Source organism: Thiothrix winogradskyi (assembly GCF_021650935.1).
GTDB lineage: Bacteria > Pseudomonadota > Gammaproteobacteria > Thiotrichales > Thiotrichaceae > Thiothrix > Thiothrix winogradskyi.
This window is the reverse complement of the sequence record NZ_CP091244.1, coordinates 3,850,422-3,872,510: the sequence shown is the minus strand read 5'-3', so window position 1 is coordinate 3,872,510 and position 22,089 is coordinate 3,850,422. Positions and strand designations below refer to the sequence as shown.

18 protein-coding genes and 1 tRNA gene are annotated in these 22,089 nt (G+C 51.3%); 15 read left to right on the top strand and 4 right to left on the bottom strand.

Features of this window, described 5'->3' with window-relative positions; all coding sequences use genetic code 11:
* The first annotated feature begins 4 nt into the window (after window positions 1-4).
* From L2Y54_RS19165 to L2Y54_RS19145, 5 genes are all read left to right on the top strand, one after another.
* Complete coding sequence (locus L2Y54_RS19165) at window positions 5-769, top strand: cytochrome c1 (RefSeq protein ID WP_236498285.1); 765 nt, start codon at window positions 5-7, stop codon at window positions 767-769.
* A gap of 84 nt (window positions 770-853) precedes the next feature.
* The gene (locus L2Y54_RS19160) at window positions 854-1,483 is read left to right on the top strand and encodes a glutathione S-transferase N-terminal domain-containing protein (protein ID WP_236498283.1); all 630 of its coding nucleotides are present in this window, start codon (window positions 854-856) and stop codon (window positions 1,481-1,483) included.
* Entirely contained in the window at window positions 1,480-2,016 is a 537-nt protein-coding gene (locus L2Y54_RS19155; RefSeq protein WP_236498281.1) for a ClpXP protease specificity-enhancing factor, read from the top strand. Before L2Y54_RS19160 ends, L2Y54_RS19155 begins: the two co-directional genes overlap by 4 nt.
* A 62-nt stretch (window positions 2,017-2,078) precedes the next feature.
* On the top strand, window positions 2,079-2,507 hold the full coding sequence (gene folA, locus L2Y54_RS19150; RefSeq protein WP_236498280.1) for a type 3 dihydrofolate reductase: 429 nt from the start codon (window positions 2,079-2,081) through the stop codon (window positions 2,505-2,507).
* A gap of 20 nt (window positions 2,508-2,527) precedes the next feature.
* A complete protein-coding gene (locus L2Y54_RS19145) occupies window positions 2,528-3,865 on the top strand; it encodes a dihydroorotase (protein WP_236498278.1) in 1,338 nt (445 codons plus the stop codon).
* Here the strand turns inward: L2Y54_RS19145 and L2Y54_RS19140 are convergent.
* A complete protein-coding gene (locus L2Y54_RS19140; protein ID WP_236498276.1) occupies window positions 3,862-4,746 on the bottom strand; it encodes a formylglycine-generating enzyme family protein in 885 nt (294 codons plus the stop codon). The two genes, L2Y54_RS19145 and L2Y54_RS19140, sit on opposite strands and share 4 nt — an antisense overlap.
* Before the next feature lie 609 nt (window positions 4,747-5,355).
* Between L2Y54_RS19140 and pilV the strand changes: the two genes are divergently transcribed.
* From pilV to L2Y54_RS19105, 6 genes are read left to right on the top strand one after another with little or no spacing between them, the layout of a single operon-like run.
* Window positions 5,356-5,952, top strand: a complete 597-nt coding sequence (pilV, locus tag L2Y54_RS19135) for a type IV pilus modification protein PilV (RefSeq protein WP_236498274.1) — start codon at window positions 5,356-5,358, stop codon at window positions 5,950-5,952.
* A 9-nt stretch (window positions 5,953-5,961) separates the two neighbouring features.
* Window positions 5,962-6,828, top strand: coding sequence for a PilW family protein (locus L2Y54_RS19130; protein WP_236498272.1), 867 nt, complete (start codon window positions 5,962-5,964; stop codon window positions 6,826-6,828).
* Between the two features lie 10 nt (window positions 6,829-6,838).
* On the top strand, window positions 6,839-7,378 hold the full coding sequence (locus L2Y54_RS19125) for a pilus assembly PilX family protein (protein ID WP_236498270.1): 540 nt from the start codon (window positions 6,839-6,841) through the stop codon (window positions 7,376-7,378).
* A gap of 13 nt (window positions 7,379-7,391) precedes the next feature.
* On the top strand, window positions 7,392-7,841 hold the full coding sequence (locus L2Y54_RS19115; RefSeq protein ID WP_311196206.1) for a type IV pilin protein: 450 nt from the start codon (window positions 7,392-7,394) through the stop codon (window positions 7,839-7,841).
* A 21-nt stretch (window positions 7,842-7,862) separates the two neighbouring features.
* Complete coding sequence (locus L2Y54_RS19110; protein ID WP_236498269.1) at window positions 7,863-11,567, top strand: PilC/PilY family type IV pilus protein; 3,705 nt, start codon at window positions 7,863-7,865, stop codon at window positions 11,565-11,567.
* A gap of 50 nt (window positions 11,568-11,617) precedes the next feature.
* On the top strand, window positions 11,618-15,322 hold the full coding sequence (locus L2Y54_RS19105) for a PilC/PilY family type IV pilus protein (RefSeq protein WP_236498267.1): 3,705 nt from the start codon (window positions 11,618-11,620) through the stop codon (window positions 15,320-15,322).
* Here the strand turns inward: L2Y54_RS19105 and prmC are convergent.
* Genes prmC through hemA form a run of 3 tightly spaced genes read right to left on the bottom strand, consistent with a single transcriptional unit; the run spans window position 15,319 to window position 18,565 of the window.
* Window positions 15,319-16,260: a peptide chain release factor N(5)-glutamine methyltransferase gene (gene prmC / locus L2Y54_RS19100; protein ID WP_236498265.1), complete on the bottom strand. Its 942-nt coding sequence runs from the start codon at window positions 16,258-16,260 to the stop codon at window positions 15,319-15,321. The genes L2Y54_RS19105 and prmC overlap by 4 nt on opposite strands.
* Window positions 16,217-17,296 (bottom strand): peptide chain release factor 1, encoded by a 1,080-nt coding sequence (prfA, locus tag L2Y54_RS19095; protein ID WP_236498264.1) that lies wholly within the window; start codon window positions 17,294-17,296, stop codon window positions 16,217-16,219. The genes prmC and prfA overlap by 44 nt, the downstream gene beginning before the upstream one ends.
* Before the next feature lie 6 nt (window positions 17,297-17,302).
* Window positions 17,303-18,565: a glutamyl-tRNA reductase gene (gene hemA, locus L2Y54_RS19090; RefSeq protein WP_236498263.1), complete on the bottom strand. Its 1,263-nt coding sequence runs from the start codon at window positions 18,563-18,565 to the stop codon at window positions 17,303-17,305.
* Window positions 18,566-18,754: 189 nt separating this feature from the next.
* On the opposite strand from hemA, the gene L2Y54_RS19085 reads away from it, so the two are divergent.
* The 4 genes from L2Y54_RS19085 to L2Y54_RS19070 all read left to right on the top strand — a co-directional run bounded on the left by L2Y54_RS19085 (window position 18,755) and on the right by L2Y54_RS19070 (window position 22,084).
* A complete protein-coding gene (locus L2Y54_RS19085; protein WP_236498262.1) occupies window positions 18,755-20,473 on the top strand; it encodes a tetratricopeptide repeat protein in 1,719 nt (572 codons plus the stop codon).
* Window positions 20,474-20,500: 27 nt separating this feature from the next.
* On the top strand, window positions 20,501-21,139 hold the full coding sequence (lolB, locus tag L2Y54_RS19080; protein WP_236498261.1) for a lipoprotein insertase outer membrane protein LolB: 639 nt from the start codon (window positions 20,501-20,503) through the stop codon (window positions 21,137-21,139).
* Window positions 21,140-21,144: 5 nt separating this feature from the next.
* Window positions 21,145-22,002, top strand: coding sequence for a 4-(cytidine 5'-diphospho)-2-C-methyl-D-erythritol kinase (gene ispE, locus L2Y54_RS19075; RefSeq protein WP_236498260.1), 858 nt, complete (start codon window positions 21,145-21,147; stop codon window positions 22,000-22,002).
* A 7-nt stretch (window positions 22,003-22,009) separates the two neighbouring features.
* Window positions 22,010-22,084 (top strand) — tRNA-Gln (locus L2Y54_RS19070).
* The last annotated feature ends 5 nt before the right edge of the window (window positions 22,085-22,089 follow it).

The window sequence follows — 22,089 nt, the reverse complement described above, 5'->3', positions numbered from 1 at the left end:
CAACATGAAAAAATTTATTATCGGTTTGATGTTTGCACTGTCCACGTCTCTGTTGGCAACTACCGCGATGGCGGCAGGTGGTTCGGTTGAGCTGGAAGATGCGAAAGTTGATATTCATAACCAATCGAGCTTGCAACGTGGTGCGAAGTATTACGTTAACTACTGCATGGGTTGCCACTCCCTGAACTTCAGCCGCTACAACCGTGTGGCTGCTGACTTGGGTTTGACCGACGAGCAGGTGGCTAAAAACCTGATCTTTACCCGTAATGCAGACGGTGAACCGGAGAATCCGGGATCACTGATGAAAAACGCGATGTCCCAGAAGCAGTCCGCTGAATGGTTTGGCGCACCGCCACCGGATTTGTCTTTGGTGGGGCGTTCACGCGGACCAGACTGGATTTACAGTTACATGAAGGCGTTTTATGTCGACCCGACCCGTCCGCTGGGTGCGAATAACACCGTATTCCCTAATGCCGGTATGCCTCACGTCTTGTGGGAATTGCAAGGCTGGCAGGAAAAGCAGTGTACTAAGGAAGGCGAAGGTGCTCACGCAGTTGAACATTGCGAGTTAAAACTCACTAAAGCAGGGAGCATGACCCCGGTTGAATATGATCAAACGGTGCGTGATATTACGAACTTCCTGACTTATGTGGGCGAACCTGCCAAATTGTACAGTGCTACCTACGGCATCTTCACGTTGCTGTTCTTGGTATTGTTCGCCGTGGTTGCGTATTTCCTCAAGAAGGAATACTGGAAGGACGTGCATTAATCCTTCATCGGTATAACACCTTGAAGCCACTCTAGTGTAATATAGAGTGGCTTTTTTGTTTTCAGTCCAGGGAGTTCCGCTTATATGGCTTCGCTTTCCAGCCGAAGATCTGTGATGACATTATTTTCCGCCCCCGACTGCGCAGACAGTCACCGGGTGCGTATTGTTCTGGCGGAAAAAGACATTACCGTCGATATTCTCAACATCAACCCCGATAACAAACCCGAAGATCTCTCGGAGTTGAACCCTTACAACACCACGCCGACCTTACTTGACCGTGATCTGGTGTTGTATGACGCCCGTATTATTATGGAATACTTGGATGAGCGTTTCCCGCATCCGCCCCTGATGCCGGTTGACCCGGTGACACGGGCGCATTCGCGTTTGGCACTGTTCCGTATTGAAAAAGACTGGTTCTCACTGGTGCATGATATTGAGCATGGTGATGCTGAAACCGCTTCCCAAGCCCGTAAAATCTTGCGCGAAAGTGTGTTGTCAGCCGCAGAGGTGTTTTCGGTTAAGCCCTATTTCCTCAGTGACGATTTTTCCTTGGTGGATTGCACGATTGCACCGATCTTGTGGCGTTTACCGAAATACGGTATTGATGTCCCTGAGAAACAAGGCAAGCCTATTTTGAAGTACATGGAGCGCGTGTTCTCACGGGATGCGTTCCAGCAGTCATTAAGCAAGGTTGAAAAGTCGATCCGCCCATGAGTCAGCCGAATCCCCCTGAATTTATTGCCACGCCGAAACGCCCTTATTTATTACGGGCGTTTTATGAATGGATCGTGGATAACGGCATGACGCCACACATTATGGTCGATGCGCGTTCGCCTAAGGTGAAAGTGCCGCGTCAATTCGTCAAAGATGGCAGCATTGTGCTGAATATCAGCATGACCGCCGCTAATAATCTGCTGATGGATAATGAGAAAGTCACCTTTAATGCCCGTTTCAGTGGCAAGGCGATGGCAGTCTGGTTGCCAATGTGGTCAATCATGACGATTTATGCGCGTGAAACACACGATGGTTTGAATTTCCCGCTGGAAGAGTACGCCGAAAGCATGGCGCTTACCGAGGCGGCGACATCTCGCCCGACCTTGGCTAGCGTACCTGCGGCGGATGCAACGGTGAGTGACTCGGAGACCAGCGATGAAGCCGATGCAACCGATGACGCGAATGGTGATGATGAACCGCCGCCACCATCGAAGCCCACGACCCGCCCTTCATTCTTGCGGGTGGTAAAATAAATCCAATGCTGTCTTTAATTGCAGCAATGACACCGCAGCGGGTAATTGGATGCAAGGGTGCTATGCCTTGGCATTTACCCGCTGATTTAGCGTGGTTTAAGCAAAATACCCTCGGCAAACCCATTATCATGGGGCGTAAAACTTGGGATTCGATAGGGAGGGCGCTACCGGGGCGGCGCAATATCGTGATTTCACGCGATGCTACGTTCCAACCCAGCGGTGCTGAACGTGCCAGTTCACCGGAGCTGGCAATGGCAGCCGTTGCTGATGTGCCGGAAATCATGGTGGTAGGTGGTGCACAAATTTATCAGCACTTTCTTGCAGATGCCGATCGTCTGTATTTAACCCTGATTGATGCTGATTTTACAGGCGATACGTTTTTTCCCGACTATAATCAGTATCAATGGCGTACCTTGGAGCAGACTTATCATCCTGCTGACGCTAAAAACCCCTATCCTTATTCTTTCCTTATTCTTGAACGGGAATCCTGATCCCAAGGAGACTCTTCCCCATGAGTTCACTGTTGATTGTCAATGCCAATATTGTCAATGAAGGGCAGATTGTCGAGGCGGATGTGTTAGTCCATGATGGACGTATTGCCGCGATCGGTAAGCACTTATCAGCACCGGGTGTTGCAGTGCTGGATGCCGCAGGGCGTCATTTGCTACCCGGTATGATTGATGATCAAGTGCATTTCCGTGAACCGGGAATGACGCACAAAGCGGATATGGCAACGGAAAGCCGTGCAGCCGTAGCCGGGGGCATCACCAGTTTTATGGATATGCCCAATACCATCCCAAATACACTGACGTCGGCGATTCTCAACGACAAGAAACAGTTGGCGGCAGGTCGGGCAGCGGGGAATTATGCCTTCTACCTTGGTGCTTCCAACGATAATCTGGAAGCGATTAAGGCATTAAACCCTAGGGATGCTTGTGGGATAAAAGTCTTCATGGGGGCGTCAACCGGCAATATGTTGGTTGATGACCCAGAGGTATTGGAGCAAATTTTTACACATGCGCCGACCCTGATTTCGGCACATTGTGAAGATACCCCGACCATTATGGAAAATGAGGAAAGTTTCCGCAGTATTTACGGTGACAATATTCCGTTTAGTTTGCACCCTACCATTCGCAGTGAGGCAGCTTGCTACAAATCGTCATCAATGGCGATGGAATTGGCAAAACGTTGTGGGACACGCTTGCATATTTTGCATATTTCCACGGCAAAAGAAGCCGAGATGTTTGCGGATATTCCCCTGAAAGATAAGCGCATTACCGCCGAAGCTTGCGTGCATTTCCTGCACTTTGCGGATGAGGATTACGCCAGCAAAGGCGCATTAATCAAGTGCAACCCCGCGATTAAAACAGCCGAAGATCGGGCGGGCATTATTCAGGCATTGCTGGATGGCAGACTGGATGTTATCGGCACGGATCATGCGCCGCATACGTGGGAGGAGAAACACAACCCCAGCTATTTCAAAGCGCCCTCCGGGTTGCCATTGGTGCAGCACGCGCTGCCGCTGGTGTTGGAACATTATCAGGATGAGATTTTCACGCTGGAGTTTATTGTCGAAAAGACCAGCCACGCAGTGGCGGAAATGTTCAATATTAAAGAGCGGGGTTATATCCGTGAGGGTTATTGGGCAGATTTGGTGTTAGTCGATTTGGAAAAACCCTTCACATCGACGCACGCTAACAGTTTGTCGAAGTGCGGGTGGACACCGTTTGATGGCTATGAATTCCGTTCCAGCATTGCCGCCACCTTGGTTAACGGTCAGTTGGTGTGGCAAGACGGCAAATTGCTGGACGTTGCACCTGTTGGCATGGCACTGGAATTTGAGCGCTAAAGCTCCCTGACTAGGCGGAAGCCAAGGTTGGTATCCATTTCATCCATGTAGCGTTTTTTGCGGGCGGCGCTGCGGGCGCGGGCGGCGGGGTCAAACCACGAGCCACCCTTAGTGACATACCAGTAAGGGCTGGCGGCAATGGACGGGCTACCATCACGGTTAGCGTTCAGATGGGAAGTTGTCCAGTGATCTTGGGTGAATTCCCACACATTGCCGTGCATATCGTGTAAGCCCCACGCATTTGGGGCTTGTAACCCTACTTCGCTGGCTTTGGGGCTGGGGAAACAATGTGGCAGGTACCACCGGCGTTTCTCCCGCTGTTCCCGATAAGGGAAAAACGGGTTGAAATGTACCTCACGGCAACTGACATCTTCGCCATGATGAAACGGGGTAGTCGTGCCAGCACGCGCCGCATATTCCCATTCAGCTTCGGTTGGCAGGCGATATTTCTGACCTGTTTGCAGGCTTAACCATGCCAAGAACAGTTTAACATCTTCCATGCGAATATTGATGGCGGGGTAGCGACCTTCATGCCAGATGAGTTCCGGGCGTAAAAACCACTCGGTATCCTCGCGAAATAGCCGGAATTCTTCACCCGTGATGGGGTAAATGCCAATAGCGAAGGGTTTACGAACCATAGTAAGGTGACGCGGCGCTTCGTCACGCTGATGCCCGTGTTCGCTAGGTTCTGAACCCATTTCAAAACGCCCGGCAGGGATGATTGCTAATTCAGGACCACTGCGACCGGTTTTCAGGGTGTCATGAAACTGAGGGGGTAAGTGGTACGCCTGAGCGGTAGCTTGTTGTAATTGCGTAATTTGTTGGGGTGTTAACTCGTCAACAAATACGGTATGTGATTCATAAGTGAGGGTTTCTGTCATTATCTTGCTCAATTAGTAACAGGTAATATACTAAACTTCTTGTATTATCCCCAAATTTAGTGCAAAGACAACGCCAAAAAATCATTTTTGCACTATAGTTAAACCGAGGGTTAGTACTAGTGGTCAGTCAAAGACGGGGAGCTTATCAATGAATAGAAGGCTTGTGGGTAGAAATAGCGTAGGGCAGCGTAGCACTGCTCAACTTTTGTTAGATGGTTTGATTCTTTATCGTCAGGATTTAGGTGATCTGGGCAAACAATTGGAGCGTTTGCTGCGGGAAGGTGGCATGAGGTCGACTTTTGACCCTACATTTTCCTTGAGAGTGCATTGAAACGGTGCATTAAAAATGATTGTCAACGTCATGAACTATTTGCTTGGCTATCACGACTCCTAAGGGAACATAGTAGTGTGATGGTCATGAGTTGAGAGTTTATAGCCCCGGTTCTCCGGGGTTTTTTTATGGGCTGCTTAATCACTGTGCAATTACCATTGGTTCCCAGAATACTACAGCTTGTCGGCATAAGTTGTGTTTTTCCAGCATAGGTTTCAGTTTTCAGTATAATAGCCTTAGTTAATACGCCTCCAATCATAAAAGTAATAGGTGGCTCTATGCCGATACGTTTAGCTTCTCGACGCCAGCAGTCAGGTTTAAGCCTGATTGAGGTGTTAATTGCCACAGTGGTGCTGTCCACCGGTTTGTTAGGTCTTGCCGGTCTGCAAATTGCCGGGATGAAGACCACGCACAATTCTTATCAGATGCAACAAGCGACTTGGATTGTGCATGATTTGCTGGAAAAAATGCGGGCAAATCGTGCAGAAGTGTTTCGCATGAGCACTGCTTCAACACCAGTGCCGCAATCTAGTTATCTGTTAGCGAATCTGACCAATGCGGCGACTCATTGTGCCGATCTTACGAAAAAGCCATCAAAGGACTGTGCAACTGCTCTTTGTAGCCATGAAGAACTGGCAACTTACGACCTTCATCAAACCTTATGCGGGTATGGTTCAAGCACAGGGGTCAGCAATGTTTTGATGGGTGGGCAGTTGCAAATTACGTGTCCGACAGGCGATTGCAGTAATGGTGTGACCGTTAATCTGCAATGGGATGAGCGTAACGCTACGCGCCAGGCAGATTTCGCAGGGACGGGTGCGGATGTTGCAGACGGCATTGAAACCTTCACCATTAACCTCAATGCGGTTTTATAAGGGGAAAGCATGAAATACAGCAATAAACAGCGCGGGCTTTCCTTAATCGAATTGATGATCGCTATGGTGGTCAGCTTGGTGTTAGTCGCTGGTGTCGGCACCGTTTATATGAGCAGCAAGCGCAATTACCATGCCCGTGACCAACTCTCCCTGATGGATGAAACTGCGCGGATTGCTTTGAATGCGCTAACCAAGCATTTGGAACACGCGGGTTATGCCACCCCGACAAAATTGCCAATTGTTGAGTATATGTACCCTCTCGGCGGCACTACTCCACCTAAAGCTGCTTGTGACGGTGCTAATAGTGGGGTGCATCCAAGTTTGAATTTGACGACATTTGCCGCACGAGCAGCGCAGGATAATTATAAGCCGGATGGTGTGACCGCTACAGGCGATGCCGTCAGTGTACGTTTTTTGGGTGATCCTACCTTATTTACCGATTGCGCTAATGGCGTACTGCCTGAGGATTGTCGCGTGGGTGAAGCCCCTAGCATGGAAGCCGCACTCATCTACAACACGTTTTTTGTTAATGAAAGTACCGGACATCCGACTTTGATGTGTTTCGGTTCGCGCAATACCAGTGCGACACCCATTGCCAATGGCGTTGAAAATGTTCAATTTTTGTATGGTGTGGATGCGAATGCCGATGGCAATGTCGAGCAGTACCTGAATGCAACGGGGGTATCCGCAGCCTCCGCATGGCAGCGGGTGATAAGTATCAAAACAGGTATTTTGGTCAGGTCGTTAGAGCCGGTATTGCCAGTGGCAGAAGCTAAGTCTTATGACGTGTTGGATGTAACGCTGAATCGTAATGATCGCTTCCAACGGTCGGTGTATACCACGGTCATTCATTTGCGCAACGTCGTTGAAGGTTAAGGTAATAACTATGCAAACCAGTAAAAATCAACAACAAGGTGCGGTGCTCGTGTGGGGCATGGTGATTCTCTTAACGTTAACGGTCATTGGCATTGCGGCAACCCGCATGGCAACGGTTGATAGCCGTATTGCGGGGAACCAGATGACTTACATGCTGACGTTCCAAGGCGCGGATTCGATGCTCAACAAGTCCCGCAGTTTGTATGAGGTGATGCTGACCGTTCAAAAGGGAACCGCCGAAAATGGCATACATCGGGTACGTAAAATGGATGATATGAGGGCGGTTGAGGCTGCGCAAGCGGATGGTACTTGGAATGATGGCTACACCGACAATACCAGTGGTGTGGCAGTTACCGCGCAGTCATCAATGGGTGATGAGTCCGGTTGCCCGCCCTTAAAAGGCATTGCGATGACGACCGAAATGACGCCGGATGCTGGCGGTATTGCCTGCCGTGTATTTACCACTGATGCCGCTGCATCCTTATCGGGTACGGGGGCGCAAAGCAGGCATTCCGAAGGTGTGTTAAAGCCCGTTCCCAAAATCAACTAAGCAGGAATTAATCATGACAACAATAAAAAAGCACCAAGGTTTTACCCTGATAGAACTCATGATCACGGTGGCGATTCTGGGGATTTTGGCTGCGATTGCCTACCCCAGCTATACCGCGCAGGTGCAAAAAAGCCGTCGTGCCGATGCACAAGTGGCGCTACAGGAAATTGCGCAACGTCAGGAGGCTTATTTTCTACGCAATCGCAGTTACGCCAAAGATCTGACGCAACTAGGGTATGCCGCCACCAGTGCCGAGGGGCAGTATGGCTTAAGCATTGCCCCAACCCCCGGCACATGTACCGGGCTGGCAGCGGCTGCTTGTACAGCGTATGTAGCAAGTGCTGCACCCGCAACCGGTAAGCCGCAGGTTCATGATAAACCTTGTCAGGAATTAACGCTGAATAACCGTGGTACTAAAACAGCGAAAGACAGCAGTAATGCTGCCTCCACGGTCTGTTGGTAAGCAAAAATAAGAAGGTACAACATGAAACGTTTGCTTGGTCGTTTGTTGCCCGCGATTCCGCTGCTGTTTTCTGCTGCGTTGATGGCAGATGATGCGGAAATTTACTACTCGCAAGGCGTGAGTGTGAATCCCAATATCTTATTTGTGTTGGATACATCTCTCAGTATGGAGTGCAAAGCGGATAGCAACGGGCTGTACGACAAGCCAGACACGACATGCGTCAATAAAAATACCGTACCCGATAGCGGCGGCAAAACACGGATGCAGGTGATGCAGGAGGCAGTCAGCACGGTATTGGCATCCGCCCCCGGCAATCTGAATATCGGGCTGATGCGCTACGGCGGACACAGCGAAAATCAAGCGAATGGGGTGAGTTTCCCAGTTAAACCCATTGATTTGGATAAGGATGGTAATGGCAGTGCCAAATCCATTATCGAAGCCAGCATTCCGCTAGGAGAAGATAATTTGCCGAATCCTACCGGTGCTGCCCAGCCGGTACGGACGTTTCTGCAAGACGTTGCCAACAGTTGGAGTGCGGGCGGCAATACACCCATCGTGGATGCGTTATACGAAGCCAGCCGTTATTACCGTGGGGAAACGGTCGATTTTGGGAATTTAGCGCCAGATCAGGTACGTGCCGCGCATCCGGCTACGTATGTGAACGATACGACCTTAAACTGCCAGACCAATGAGACATCGTGTAATAACACTGCCAAGCAGTGTGATGAAGCGTTACCGTTGCTGGACTGTAAGACACAGACCCACACGGTTTGTAAAACAGAGAAGATCGAGACAACAACCACTGAGTTGACAAATCAATGTTGTGGCTGGGAGACGGTGCAACAAGCGAGTGTGTGTAAGGATTGTAAAAAAGTTAAACAAGCCGGTATGTGCCAGGATTGTAAAACAGTTCAGGAAGCGAGTACGTGCCAAGAGTGCACCATCAGTGGTTACGATGAATCCGGTAAGCCTATCAATAGTTGCAAGCCGGTCGACTGCATGAAAGATGTGCAGCAATGCACCGAGGTGGCTTGCATGAAAGACGTGGAGCAATGCACCGATGTGGCTTGTAACAAGGATGTGCAGCAATGCACGGGGGGATTTACTTGCACAACACCTAAGACCGACACCAAGAATGTTTGCGTCGAAGAAGAGGTGATTGAGGAAGAGATCTGTAAACAGCAGGAAACCGTCTGTGGTGGGGCAAAGCGCTATATTTCCCCGATTGAGCATGAATGCCAAGCCAACTATGTGGTGCTTATGTCAGATGGTCGCCCCGAATACGCAGGCAGTGCCAGCACGGGCGGTGGAATTAACCAATACCCCTTACGCAAAAATGCAGTGCAAACCCTGACTGGTAAGGGCGAGAATTGTGGCAACGATGCGCCACATGGTTATAAAAGCGGAACCTGTGGTGCTGAGTTAACCCATTTTCAGGCGAATAGCGATCAAACCAGCGGTATTGATGGCAAACAAGCGATTGGTACGTTCACCGTGGCGTTTGGCGTGGAAGATAAGGCGGGCACCGATTACCTTGCTAGCCTTGCCAATATGACGGATGGGGCATCCAATGGAGCATTCACGGCGAATAACCTTGAAGACTTGACCAAGAGCTTTAACAGCATTCTGGAAAAAATTGATTCGGTGTCGTCGTCGTTTAGCTCTCCAACGTACAGTGTGGATAAAAACAGTATGTTGGCGCACGGTGACAATGTGTACATTCCGGTGTTTGAGCGCAGTATGTTGCCGTTGTGGTCGGGTAATCTGAAGAAATTCAAGGTCGCTAAATCCCCGATTGATGCGGACGGCGACGGCGTGGTGGATATTCAGAAAGGGCAAATCTACAGCACGAAAAACAATAAGCCCGCTGTTGACGACAAAGGTCAATTCACCGATGCAGCATGGGATGAATGGTCAATCTCCGCTACTGCTGATGGTAAAACTGTACCCGCAGGCGGTGCCGCCGCCTTGCTGAACCCTGCCAGCCGTAATTTGTATACCGATGCAGGCGGCATGTTGGGCGATTTGGATGGCGCAACCAATCCCAATATCAGCAAAACGTTGCTGGGCGATGCAGGGATGACGGATGCCGTGCGTGACAGTTTGCTCGCATTTGCACGCGGTTATGACAAGGATGGCAGCACGGTGCGCCACCATATCGGCGACATTATGAACAGCAAACCCGTGGTACTGGATTATATTGACGGCAAAAGCTACGTGATGGTGGGCAGCAATGAAGGTTTCCTGCACGTGTTTGATACCGACGACGGTGCGGAAAAATGGGCATTCATGCCGCAAACCTTGTTAAAAAATATCCGGCATTTTTACGACAACAACCAACCCAAAACCCACTTTTACGGCGTGGATGGTGCGTTAGTGCCGTGGATGTTGGATAAGAATGGTGATGGCAAAATTGATGCGGGTAACGGTGACAAAGCGTATTTGTTCTTTGGGTTACGACGCGGTGGCAACGCTTATTACGCCTTGGATATTACCGACGTGACTGCGCCAACATTGGCATGGACAGTCAATAACGCCACTACGGGTTTTGCCGAATTAGGCGAAAGCTGGTCAAAACCGGCATTGGCTAAAATGCGTACTCAAGCCAGTGTGACTGACCCGGTGATCTTGCGGGATGTGCTGGTATTCGGTGCAGGCTTTGATGCATCACTGGAAGAAATCGACCCAACCGTGCGGGTGGCTGATGCGATGGGGCGTGATGTGTTTATCGTGGATGCCTTGTCGGGGGTAAAGCTGTGGTCGTTGCGTGATGACGTGAGCGGTGCAAGCGGCTTGCTCACACACAGCATTCCTAACGATATTCGGGTGTTGGATATGGATCGCAATGGTGCGCTCGACCGCCTGTATTTTGCGGATACCGGGGGCAAAGTGTGGCGTGTCGATCTGGATACGGATGTGCGTGATGCTGATGCCGGTTTATATGACTACGCGGATGCTACCTTGACGGCTTTGGCTGATTTGGGGGGCACGGGTACAGACAAGCGCAAGTTCTTTTACGAACCGGATGTGGCGTTGATGCAGCATCAGGGGCAAACGGTGCTGACCATTGCGCTTGGCAGCGGCTATCGCTCACACCCACAGGATGCGGGGATTGAGGATCGTTTTTACGTATTGCGGGATGAGTTTGCTTACGCACCTGTAGCTGCTACGTTTGTGACGCTGACCGACGCAGACTTGAGCGAAGCCGATGCTTTGGCGAGTGCTGGAAAGAATATTCTGACCTTGAATGAAAAAGGCTGGTATTACGACTTGCCGAACAAGGCGGAAAAGGTGCTAGCACCTGCTGTCTCGTTCCTCAATAAAGTGGTGTTTACCACGTTTGCAGCGGATGGCGATACCGAAAATCCGTGTGATGCACCAGCGAATAGTGCGCGTGCTTATGTGCTGGATTTGTTTAACGGTCAGGCTATCGCGGATTTGGATCGGGATGGGGTGATTGACCCGGTGAAGGAGAAGTCGGTGGTTGCCGGGGTGAATGAAATCCTGGGTGGTGCGCAAATTGTCTTCCTTGACCCGAAAGGCGGGAATGGGGTGGATGAATGCACGGCGGGTGATTGCCAGCAGACAGTGGATATTCGGGTGGGGAAAATGCTGTTACCGGTGATGGATAGCACTAATGCTATCGGTAATGGCGTGGCAGGGAGCGTGGATGTGTCCGATATTTTACCTCGGACGTTTTGGCGTGATCAGCACGTTTCTAATTAATCTTGCTTGTTGTAGTATTAAATAAATCTTGCAATGTGATGTAAAAAATTATGAAAAATAAGCATCTTCTCAACAGTTGGTTATGGTTGTTAGCCACCTTCGCGGCGTTTCCGTTAATAGCGGACGAAACCGAAATCTACTTTACCGACAAAAGTGGCGAAGTAGCGCCCAACGTACTGTTTGTGATTGATGGATCGGGCAGTATGAGCCAGGTGGTGACGGGAGATGCCTCAAGCCGCACCCGGTTGCAAGTGTTAAAAAGTTCTTTTCAAGAGGTGATGAATACCGCGCCTGCCAATTTGAATGTGGGCTTGATGCATTACGCTAACCACGGTTTAGGCAACGATTACTGGTGGAGTTCGATTAAAGGCGCTAACTTTCCGATTTCTCCGATTGATGAAAAAGTACAACCTTTGATTGCCACTCATCAAGCTGATGATAACTTGCCCAATCCTGCTGATGGCAATACGGTAGTACGCGAATTTCTGGCGAGTATTGTCAATAATTGGGAAGCCAATGGTTATACACCGATTGTGGATTCTTTGTATGAGGCTGCACGTTATTTTCGGGGCGAAACGGTTGAGTGGGGTATGGATGTACCCAATATCGGTTGGGCAGCGCACCCGTTGACCTATGACAATGCGCCAACTTGTACGGCGTCACATACAGCGGAGTGTGTGAAAAGCTGGGGGCAATGCAATTCCAATATTGTGCCGGGCAGTTGCGCTTCAACCAGTCATAACGAGTGTTGTCAATGGATCACCACCGGCGGTGATGGTTCGGGGTATTGTAAAGATGATGATTATACGTGCTCGACGACAATCGAAAAGTGTACACACACCATCTGCGATACAGTCGCAGGCGCTCCCGTTTACAACTCACCGATTAAATACAGTTGCCAAGCCAATTACTTGGTATTGATGTCAGATGGTAAGCCCGAATACCCCTATTTCCCTGGGTTGACTGATACGGATGGCGCACATTATTACCCACCCTCAGTGAAAGATTTAGAAATTGGCGACTTCAAGCCCATGCCGCCGGGTTGGGATACGTATTTCAACCCACTGATTGCTACCAATAATAGCCAGATTAAAGTTGCACCCCGTTTACAGGATTATTTGGGAACAACCGCAGCGAAAGGGTGTGATGGCGGTGCTGCCGCACCACAGGGTTTCAACAGTGGGCGTTGTGGGCCGGAGTTAACCCGGTGGTTGGCGGATACTGACCACAGTACGGCGCTCGAAGGTAAGCAAGGGGTCGAAACTTATACCGTGGCATTTGCACTGGCGGATGAGCCAAAAGGCACTGCGTATCTAAAAGACTTGGCAACGAAAGAAGACGGTGCTTTTACTGCTGATAATGCCGAAGAACTCGCGGGTGCATTCAAAGCGATTTTGAGTTCCATCAGCAAAGCCGCGTCATCGTTCAGTTCGCCCACCTATGCGATTGACACCAACAGTATGTTGGCGCATAGCGATGAAGTCTACATCCCGATGTTTGATCGCAGCAGCACCGCGATGTGGCCGGGGAATTTGAAAAAGTTTGCCCGTACCTTGGATGGTAAAATCGTGGGTGGAACGCTAGTGCGGGATGACCAGAACAGGGTTATTGGCGGCGCTCCGGTCGTGAACGACAAGGGCGAACTTCTGGATACTGCCGATGATTTATGGGGGCCCCTCAGCGGTTCAGATGTCACCACAGGCGGTGCTGCCAGCCAGTTACCCGTTCCTGATGACCGTAACTTGTATACCGATGTCAGCACAGACAAAAATCTGACCGCTGCAAAAAATGCATTGTCGGTTAGTAACACCAATGATTTAACGGATGGTAAATTGCTAGGTTTGCCCGAAGTTCCGGGGGAAAAGGTTAAGTATTGGTTGCCTGATGCAGATGGTGATGGTTCCAGTTGCCTTGGGTATTACACGGATTGTACCGGTAAAAAACACGTTGTTTTGGGTAATTACGAAACCAAAGTAGGCTGTATCACGATTTCCAGTGTGGCAATTACCTGCCCAGCGACCGATTATTTGACGGACTCTGCCCGTGAAACCCTGATCAATTTTGCGCGGGGTGAAATAGACGATCCGGCTAGTGATGACCCGACGGCGACGATTCCGCGTCAGCAAATGGGGGATATGCTCAACAGCAAGCCCTTGATCGTGGATTACGGTGATGGGGAAGAGCGGATTTTTGCCGCCACCAATGAAGGTTTCCTGCACTCCATTGATACCGAGGATGGCGAAGAACAATGGGCATTCATGCCGAAAAGTTTGTTGCCCAATATCAAAACCTTTATGGAAAACTTACCGACCAAAGAACATGTATACGGCATTGATGGTCCGTTAACTTTATGGAATTACGACAAAAATTCGGACGGTGAAATTAAAACCAGTGATGGCGATAAGCGCGTCTTGTTCTTTGGTTTACGTCGAGGTGGCAGAGCTTATTACGCACTGGATATTACCAGCCCCGATAGCCCGGTGATTTTGTGGAAAAAAGACCATACCCTGACGGTGGACGATAACGCTTGGAAGGAGTTAGGCGAAACATGGTCAAAACCCACCTTGGCAAAAATGCGTATTGGCAGTGCGACCTCCAATAAAGTGCATGATGTTGTGGTGTTCGGCGCGGGTTACGATGCATCTAAAGATGCCGAAACCGGTCGTCAGCCTGATCAACTCGGTCAGGATGTCATGATTGTGGACGCTTTAAGCGGTGAATTGCACTGGTCATTGCAGCGCGATGTTTACGGCGGCGACCCTGAAAGTAACCCCATCAAACACAGCATCCCCGGTGATATTCGGGTATTGGATATGGATCGCAACGGTACGCTTGATCGCTTGTATTTTGCGGATACCGGCGGCAACGTGTGGCGCGTCGATATGGATCACGATTTGCGTGACAGTGACCCGGATATGTACAACTACGATGACGCGATTCTCACCAAAATTGCGGACTTGGGTACGAATGGCGCTCACGGCACGGATACCCGCAAGTTCTTCTACGAACCCGACACCGCGCTGCTTCAGCACAATGGTAAAACATACATGACGATTTCCTTGGGCAGCGGCTACCGCACGCACCCCTTGAATACCAATACCGAAGACCGTTTCTACGTGTTAATGGAACCGAATGTTTACAACGAACCCCCGCCTGGTTTCGTCGCACTCACGAATGCGGATTTGGTCAATGCCAAAACCGGCTTCACGGGTGTGAATGATAACCTGCTCACCCCACCTGCCAATACTGTCTATAAAGGTTGGTATTACGATTTCGCGCATAAGGGGGAAAAAGTGCTCGCGCCAGCGGTCACGTTCCTGAACAAAGTCGTGTTCACCACGTTTGCGCCTGTGGATGAAGCGGGACAAGAGCCGTCGGATGACCCTTGTGAAATTCCACCCAACAGCGCTCGCGCTTATGTATTGGATTTGTTTACGGGTAAGGCGGTTGCCGATCTTGACCGTAAAACCGCAACTGGCACTGAAGGCAAAGATGAATTTGTGGTCGCAGGTTTCAACGAAATCCTTGATGCCGCCAAGATCATCTTCCGTATGCCCAGTGCTGCTGATGGCGGTGACTGTGCTGCCGGTGACTGCCAGCAAACCGTGGAAATTCGCGTTGGCAAGCTGGAAATGCCGCTTCTGGACGCGAGTAATGATATACAGGATGTTGGGGTAGGTGGGGTGACGGGCAGTGTCGACTTGACCGACATCTTACCGCGCATGTTCTGGTTGGATCACAATGTGACCGATTAAGCCGCTAGCCATTGCCCTAAAGTAACACGATCGTTGCCTGCCAAATCCGGTAGGCAACGCACTTGTTGAAAGCCCGCCATTTGCAGCAGGGTGGTGACGGTTGTTCCCTGATTGTAGCCGTGTTCCAACAGTAACCAGCCACCGTTTACTAACCAGTGCGGTGCGGTTTGTACAATGTGGCGAATGTCATCCAGCCCGTCTTGCCCAGCAGTGAGCGCGGTTAGCGGTTCAAAGCGCACGTCGCCTTGTGTCAGGTGTGGATCATTGGTTTCGATGTACGGCGGGTTGGAAACAATTACCTCAAAGCGTTGTGGTGGCAGGTTGCTGAACCAGTCGGACTGGATGAAGCTGACATTGTGCAGTTGGTGGGTGTTGGCGTTTTCGATCGCAACGGCGAGAGCAGCGGCGGAAAAATCGCAGGCGGTGATGTTTAGGTCAGGGCGTTCGCTAGCAAGGCTCAGGGCGATTGCGCCAGTGCCAGTGCCAAGGTCGAGGATAGCGGAACTAGGGGGTGAGGTTCTTTCTTCAAGCAAGACAAGAGCGGTTTCGACCAGCAGTTCGGTTTCGGGGCGAGGAATGAGTGTGTCGGAAGTGACTTTCAGGTTCAACGTCCAGAATTCACGCTGTCCAGTCAGGTGTGCAATCGGAACACCGCGTATACGTTCCGCCAGCAATTGCTGAAACTTTGCTTCAACTTCCGGTTCGACAAGTTTTTCAGGCCATGTCATCAACCAAGTACGCGATTTTTGCAGGCAATGTGCCAGCAAAATCTCCGCATCCGCCCGCGCCGATTCCGAAGTGGTGGTTAATTGCTTCGCCGCTTCCCGTAAAATGTCCCGAATTCTTGCTCCCTGCCCCCCTTGCGGGGGAAGGGCTGGGGAAGGGGGGTTCTTCTCACTCATCCGCCAACGCCGCCAACTGATCGGCTTGATACTCATTAATCAACGGCTCAATCACCTGATCAACGTTACCCACTAAAATTTCATCCAACTTATACAGCGTTAAGTTAATGCGGTGATCGGTGACGCGCCCTTGTGGAAAGTTGTAAGTGCGGATGCGTTCGGAACGATCGCCAGACCCGACCAAGCTTTTGCGGGTTTCGGCTTGTTCAGCGGCTTGTTTTTGACGTTCGCCTTCAAAGATGCGCGATTGCAGCAGCCCCATCGCTTTGGCGCGGTTTTTGTGCTGCGAACGTTCTTCCTGACATTCGACCACGATACCAGTGGGGAGGTGAGTAATGCGGATGGCGGATTCGGTTTTGTTGATGTGCTGCCCACCTGCACCGGAAGCGCGGTAGGTGTCCACCTTCAAATCTGCCGGATTAATGTCGGTGGCTTCGACCTCATCCAGCTCTGGCATGACCGCAACCGTGGCAGCCGAGGTGTGAATCCTACCCTGCGATTCGGTGGCAGGGACGCGCTGTACCCGGTGTGCGCCGGATTCAAATTTCAGCCGTGAATACGCACCCTGCCCAATAACGCGGGAAATGATTTCTTTGAAACCACCGTGTTCGCCTTCGTTTTGGCTGATGATTTCCACTTGCCAGCGGCGGCTTTCGGCGTAACGTGCGTACATGCGGAATAAGTCTCCGGCGAAAATCGCGGCTTCATCCCCGCCCGTGCCTGCGCGGATTTCGAGGAACACGTTGCTGTTATCGTGCGGGTCTTGCGGCAATAACAGCTTTTGCAGGTCGAGTTCGAGCGCGGCGCGACGGGCTTTGGCGGCTTCGATTTCTTCTTGTGCCATGTCACGCATTTCGGGGTCTGCGAGCATTTCCTGTGCGGATTCGATGTCAGAAGCGGTTTGTTGGTAAGCGTGAAAGCCTTGCGACACGGGTTCGAGTTGGCTGTATTCGATCGAGAGTTTGCGGAATTGTTGCTGATCGCCAATCACATCCGGTTCACCCAACAGGGCTGAAATTTCGGCGTAGCGTTCGCTTAAGGCTTCGAGTTTTTGCAGGATAGATGCTTTCACAGATTTTTAGCCGTTGTCGTCAGTGGAAAGGTTAAACAAGGTTCGGGCGTGTGCCAATAATTGGTGGTCGCCGTTGCGTGCCGCTTGGTGCATGGCTTGGGTCGCGTCGTGTGAGAGTTTGTTTGCCAGCGTGTGCGCCAGAAATTGCAGGGCTTCTTCGGGGCTTTTGCCGTTTTGCAACAAGGCTGCGGCTTTTTCGAAGACTTCTTGGCGGATGTTGTCGGTGCGGGCGCGGTAGGCACGAATGGTGTCCATGTGGTCTTGCGCCCGTAGCCATGCCATGAAATTGCTGACTTCGGTGAGAACCATGCCTTCGGCTTGTTCGGCAGCAGCGCGGCGCGATTGGAGATTTTCCTCGATTACCGAGTGCAAATCGTCCACGGTGTACAGGTAGACGTCATCGAGTTGCGCGACTTCTTGCTCAATATCACGCGGAACGGCGATGTCGACCATGAACATGGGGCGGTGTTTGCGGATTTTGAGCGCCCGTTCCACCGCACCTTTACCTAAAATCGGGACGGGTGAGGCGGTGGAGGAAATCACAATATCCGCTTGCGGCAAATGATCGGCTAATTCGGGTAAGCCGATGCCTTTGCCGCCGTATTCTGCGGCGAGTTTTTGGGCTTTGTCGACACTGCGGTTGGCAACGATAATTTTGCCAATATTATTGGTGGCAAGGTGTTTGCCGACGAGTTCGATGGTTTCACCCGCGCCAATCAGTAACGCGGTTTGTTTTTCGAGTTTGCTGAAAATTTGTTTGGCAAGACTGACGGCGGCGAACGCTACCGAGACGGGGTTTGCGCCAATGCTGGTTTGGGTGCGCACTTTTTTGGCGGTGGAAAAGGCGTGCTGCATCAGGCGGTTTAATTGGTTGCCGGTAGTGGCTTGGTCGCTGGCGGCTTGCAGGGCGGTTTTGAGTTGCCCCAGAATTTGTGGTTCACCCAATACCAGCGAATCCAGCCCACAGGCAACCCGCAGGGCGTGGCGCACGGCTTCATCTTGTTGGTAGATGCATAAGTAGGGGCGCAATTGTGCCGCAGGTATTTTGTGCCAATTTGCCAGCCAGTCCACCAAGGCTTCTGCGGATTGCTGCGGATGCGCGGCGGCGTAGATTTCGGTGCGGTTGCAGGTGGAGAGTATCAAGCTTTCAGGCACGACCCGATGCGCAGCGTGCAATGCCAGTGGCAAGCTGTCGGGTGAGAACGAAACCTTTTCCCGGATGGAGACTGGGGCGGTTTTATGATTGACTCCAACGATCAGGATGGACATTCAGTAATTTACCAACAGATACATTTCAGCCTTTGCACCTTTTCAGGGCGAGGTAGTTAACTTTCGGAACCGCGAATTTTCTGATACGTTATGGCTTATTACAAGGTAATTCGTTGAATATATCCTTAAACCTCTTGCAACATTATACGATCTGTCACAATCGGGGATTGTGGCAGACCGGAGAAGTACATGCCCAGCAGTCGTTTACCGCGCCGTTTTGTGAGTCTAAGTCTCGCGCTCTTGATTGGTGGCTGCACGTTGGGGAATGCCCCATTTGCCGACCAGTCAATCAGTAATGTTGCCACTTTCAGCAGCCCTTTAAGCTATCAGGTTTACAATATCTTGGCGGGTGAAATGTTCGCAAAGCAAGGCAATGTGGCGCAGGCAGCGTTGCATTACGTCGCCGCTGCCCAGCAGACCACTGACCCGGCGGTTGCGCAGCGGGCGGTGGAACTGGCGATGAGTGCCGAAGATACGCCATTGGCAGGGCGGGCGCTGGAACGGTGGATTAAGTTGTCCCCGGATTCTAGCGAGGCGATGCAGTATCAAGCCTTGGCTAAGGTGCGTGCTGAGAAATACGCGGAAGCGGTTAAGGATTTGGTGAAAGTCCGTGATGCCGCCGAAAAAAAAGCCGGGCACGGTTTTGCGTTCATTGTGTCATTGCTGGCATTAGAGTCGGACGCGAATAAATCTTATGAAACCTTCAAGCGCTATGTGGAGAGTGCGGACAGTTCACCGCAGGCGCAACTCGCCTTAGCGTCGTTTGCGCTCAAGGTGGAGCAATTTGAAGTCGCTTTGCAGGCGAGTCAGGCGGCAAAAAAACAGGGTAATGCTGCCGAGAAGGTGCAGGCGGCGCGTTGGGCTGCTAAAGCCTTGGCAGGCTTGGGGAAATTACCCGAAGCGATCAAGGAACTGGAAGCCATTGGCAAGCAAGCCCAGGATACCGACTTTAAACTGGATTACGCCCGCCTGTTGATATTGGCGGATCGGCGCGAGGAGGCATTGTCGCTATACAAGCAGCTTTACGCTACCTTCCCCAATAACCCGGATATTATTTACACCTTAAGCTTGTTGCACTTGGAGCAAAAGTCTTTCACCGCCGCTGAACCGTTGATTGCTAAATTGCTGACTATGCCGGAGCGTGCGGCGGATGCCAGTTATTTCATGGGGCAAATTCATGAAGGCTTGCAACGCCCTAAGCAGGCGATTGAGGTTTACCAACAGGCCATCGGTGGGCAGTACAGCCGCGAAGCCACCTTGCGTGTGGCTGATTTATTGGTCGAAACCGAAAGTTTGGCGAAGGCGCGTGAGTGGTTGCAGGCGCAAGTGGGGGCTACCACCAACAATGAGCGCCAAGTATTGTTGCTACAGTTGGATGGGCAACTTTTGCATGATGCTGGGCAGTATGCTGAGGCTATCGAGAGCTTTGGTAAGGCATTGGCGGTGAAAGCAGACGACCCGGATGTTTTGTATTCCCGCGCCTTGAGTACCGAAAAACTGGGTGATTTCGGCAAGGCTGAGGCTGATTTACGGGCAGCACTCAAGTTGCAGCCTGATAATGCGACGGTGTTGAATGCCTTGGGGTATATGTTGGCGGTCAATACGCAACGTTACGCAGAAGCCAGCGAGCTGATCACTAAAGCAATCGCCGGTCGCCCGGATGATCCCGCGATTATGGATAGCATGGGCTGGGTGTTGTTCCTGATGGGCAAACCAGAAGAAGCGGAAACTTGGCTACGCAAAGCCTATACTCTGTTACCAGACCCCGAAATTGCTAGCCATTTGATCGAAGTGTTGGCGGTACGCGGCAATAAAGCCGAAGCGCAGGGTATTCTCGATACCATGCTCAGCAAATTTCCAGACGATAGCTTATTGCTCAAAGCTAAGGAAAAGCTGGTCGGCTTGTAACTTTTCATTATTTAAGGATAACGACTCATGAAACAATGGATGCTGGTGGCAGCGTGTTGCGCATTGATGCTGGGCGGGTGTGCAACGCAGACCAAAAGCCCATCCCAAGGTGTAGACGTTTCGACCAAACCGACGGATGCGCAAAGTGCTTGGCAGCAACGTCAGGCTGATTTCGCCCGTATGAGTAGCTGGCGTTTACAGGGCAAAGTGGGCGTGCAGTTTCAGGAGCAAAGCGCTTCGTTCAATATGTCATGGCTGCAAACCGGCAAAGACCAGTATGAGATGAACATTAAAAATCCGCTCACTGGTTCGATTGTTGCCTATCTCAAGGGGGAGCGTTCCGAAGTGGTGATGCAGGCTAATGGCAAGACTTACAAAGACGCGAATGCCGAGCGCTTGTTGCAAGGTCATCTTGGGGTGTCCTTACCGCTGGATGGCATGAAATATTGGGTGCGCGGCATTCCTGCCCCCGATTCCCCGGTGCAGCAAGTTAAGCTGGATGCGCAAGGCCGCCCCGAACTGCTGCAACAATCCGGCTGGCAGGTAGAATACAGCGGTTGGCAAGGCACGGATTGGAAAGCGTTACCGGAAAGGATCAATCTGAGCCGCACCCCGGATAACACCAAGGTCAAAGTGATCGCAAAAGATTGGCAGACACGTTACTGATTCCTATGCAAACGCTCATATTGCCCGCACCCGCTAAGCTCAACCTGTTTTTGCACATTACCGGCAGGCGAGCGGATGGCTACCATTTGTTGCAAACCCTGTTTGTATTCCTCGATTTTGGCGACGAAATCACCTTGAGGGTGCGCGATGATGGCGCAATCCACCGCCCAGCCGGTGCGGAAGGTGTGCCGGAAGCGGCTGACCTGACGGTGCGGGCAGCACGTTTGTTGCAGCAAATGAGCGGTTCGCCGTTGGGGGCAGATATTCAGGTGCTCAAGCGCATTCCGATGGGCGGAGGTTTGGGGGGCGGCAGTTCCGATGCGGCAACGGTGTTGCAAGGCTTGAATTACCTCTGGCGTTGCGGCTTGAGTACGGATGAGTTAGCCGCATTAGGCTTACGCTTGGGGGCTGATGTGCCGGTTTTTGTGCGCGGTCATGCCGCATGGGCGGAAGGTGTCGGGGAGCAATTAACCCCGGTTAGCTTACCTGAATCTTGGTATGTGGTGATCCACCCCGGTGTGCATGTGCCGACGGCAGAACTTTTTTCTGATCCGGGCTTGACACGTGACTGTCCGCCCATTACATTAGCGACCTTCCACGCGGGGCTAGGCATAAATGTCTTCCAACCGGTGGTAGAAAAGCGTTATCCCGAAGTTACTGCTGCATTGCGTTGGCTGTCTCGGTATTCAAACGCGGTGTTGACGGGTTCAGGCAGTTGCTTGTTCGCTCCGGTTTCCAGTAAGCAAGAAGGTGAAACAATCCTGCAATGCTTACCTAATGACTGGTTTGGATTTGTCGCAAGTAGTGCGAATGTTTCGCCTTTGCAACAAAAGCTGTTAACATTGTCAACGCTTCACAACTAGTTTCAGAAGGGCCGTCGCCAAGCGGTAAGGCACTGGATTTTGATTCCAGCATTCCCAGGTTCGAATCCTGGCGGCCCTGCCATTTTC

What these genes read in the sequence shown, in the direction of transcription:
- L2Y54_RS19165 (WP_236498285.1), top strand. Translation starts at nt 5, where the DNA reads ATGAAAAAATTTATTATCGGTTTGATGTTTGCACTGTCCACGTCTCTG.
- L2Y54_RS19160 (WP_236498283.1), top strand. Translation starts at nt 854, where the DNA reads ATGGCTTCGCTTTCCAGCCGAAGATCTGTGATGACATTATTTTCCGCC.
- L2Y54_RS19155 (WP_236498281.1), top strand. Translation starts at nt 1,480, where the DNA reads ATGAGTCAGCCGAATCCCCCTGAATTTATTGCCACGCCGAAACGCCCT.
- folA (WP_236498280.1), top strand. Translation starts at nt 2,079, where the DNA reads ATGCCTTGGCATTTACCCGCTGATTTAGCGTGGTTTAAGCAAAATACC.
- L2Y54_RS19145 (WP_236498278.1), top strand. Translation starts at nt 2,528, where the DNA reads ATGAGTTCACTGTTGATTGTCAATGCCAATATTGTCAATGAAGGGCAG.
- L2Y54_RS19140 (WP_236498276.1), bottom strand. Translation starts at nt 4,746, where the DNA reads ATGACAGAAACCCTCACTTATGAATCACATACCGTATTTGTTGACGAG.
- pilV (WP_236498274.1), top strand. Translation starts at nt 5,356, where the DNA reads ATGCCGATACGTTTAGCTTCTCGACGCCAGCAGTCAGGTTTAAGCCTG.
- L2Y54_RS19130 (WP_236498272.1), top strand. Translation starts at nt 5,962, where the DNA reads ATGAAATACAGCAATAAACAGCGCGGGCTTTCCTTAATCGAATTGATG.
- L2Y54_RS19125 (WP_236498270.1), top strand. Translation starts at nt 6,839, where the DNA reads ATGCAAACCAGTAAAAATCAACAACAAGGTGCGGTGCTCGTGTGGGGC.
- L2Y54_RS19115 (WP_311196206.1), top strand. Translation starts at nt 7,392, where the DNA reads ATGACAACAATAAAAAAGCACCAAGGTTTTACCCTGATAGAACTCATG.
- L2Y54_RS19110 (WP_236498269.1), top strand. Translation starts at nt 7,863, where the DNA reads ATGAAACGTTTGCTTGGTCGTTTGTTGCCCGCGATTCCGCTGCTGTTT.
- L2Y54_RS19105 (WP_236498267.1), top strand. Translation starts at nt 11,618, where the DNA reads ATGAAAAATAAGCATCTTCTCAACAGTTGGTTATGGTTGTTAGCCACC.
- prmC (WP_236498265.1), bottom strand. Translation starts at nt 16,260, where the DNA reads ATGAGTATCAAGCCGATCAGTTGGCGGCGTTGGCGGATGAGTGAGAAG.
- hemA (WP_236498263.1), bottom strand. Translation starts at nt 18,565, where the DNA reads ATGTCCATCCTGATCGTTGGAGTCAATCATAAAACCGCCCCAGTCTCC.
- L2Y54_RS19085 (WP_236498262.1), top strand. Translation starts at nt 18,755, where the DNA reads ATGCCCAGCAGTCGTTTACCGCGCCGTTTTGTGAGTCTAAGTCTCGCG.
- lolB (WP_236498261.1), top strand. Translation starts at nt 20,501, where the DNA reads ATGAAACAATGGATGCTGGTGGCAGCGTGTTGCGCATTGATGCTGGGC.
- ispE (WP_236498260.1), top strand. Translation starts at nt 21,145, where the DNA reads ATGCAAACGCTCATATTGCCCGCACCCGCTAAGCTCAACCTGTTTTTG.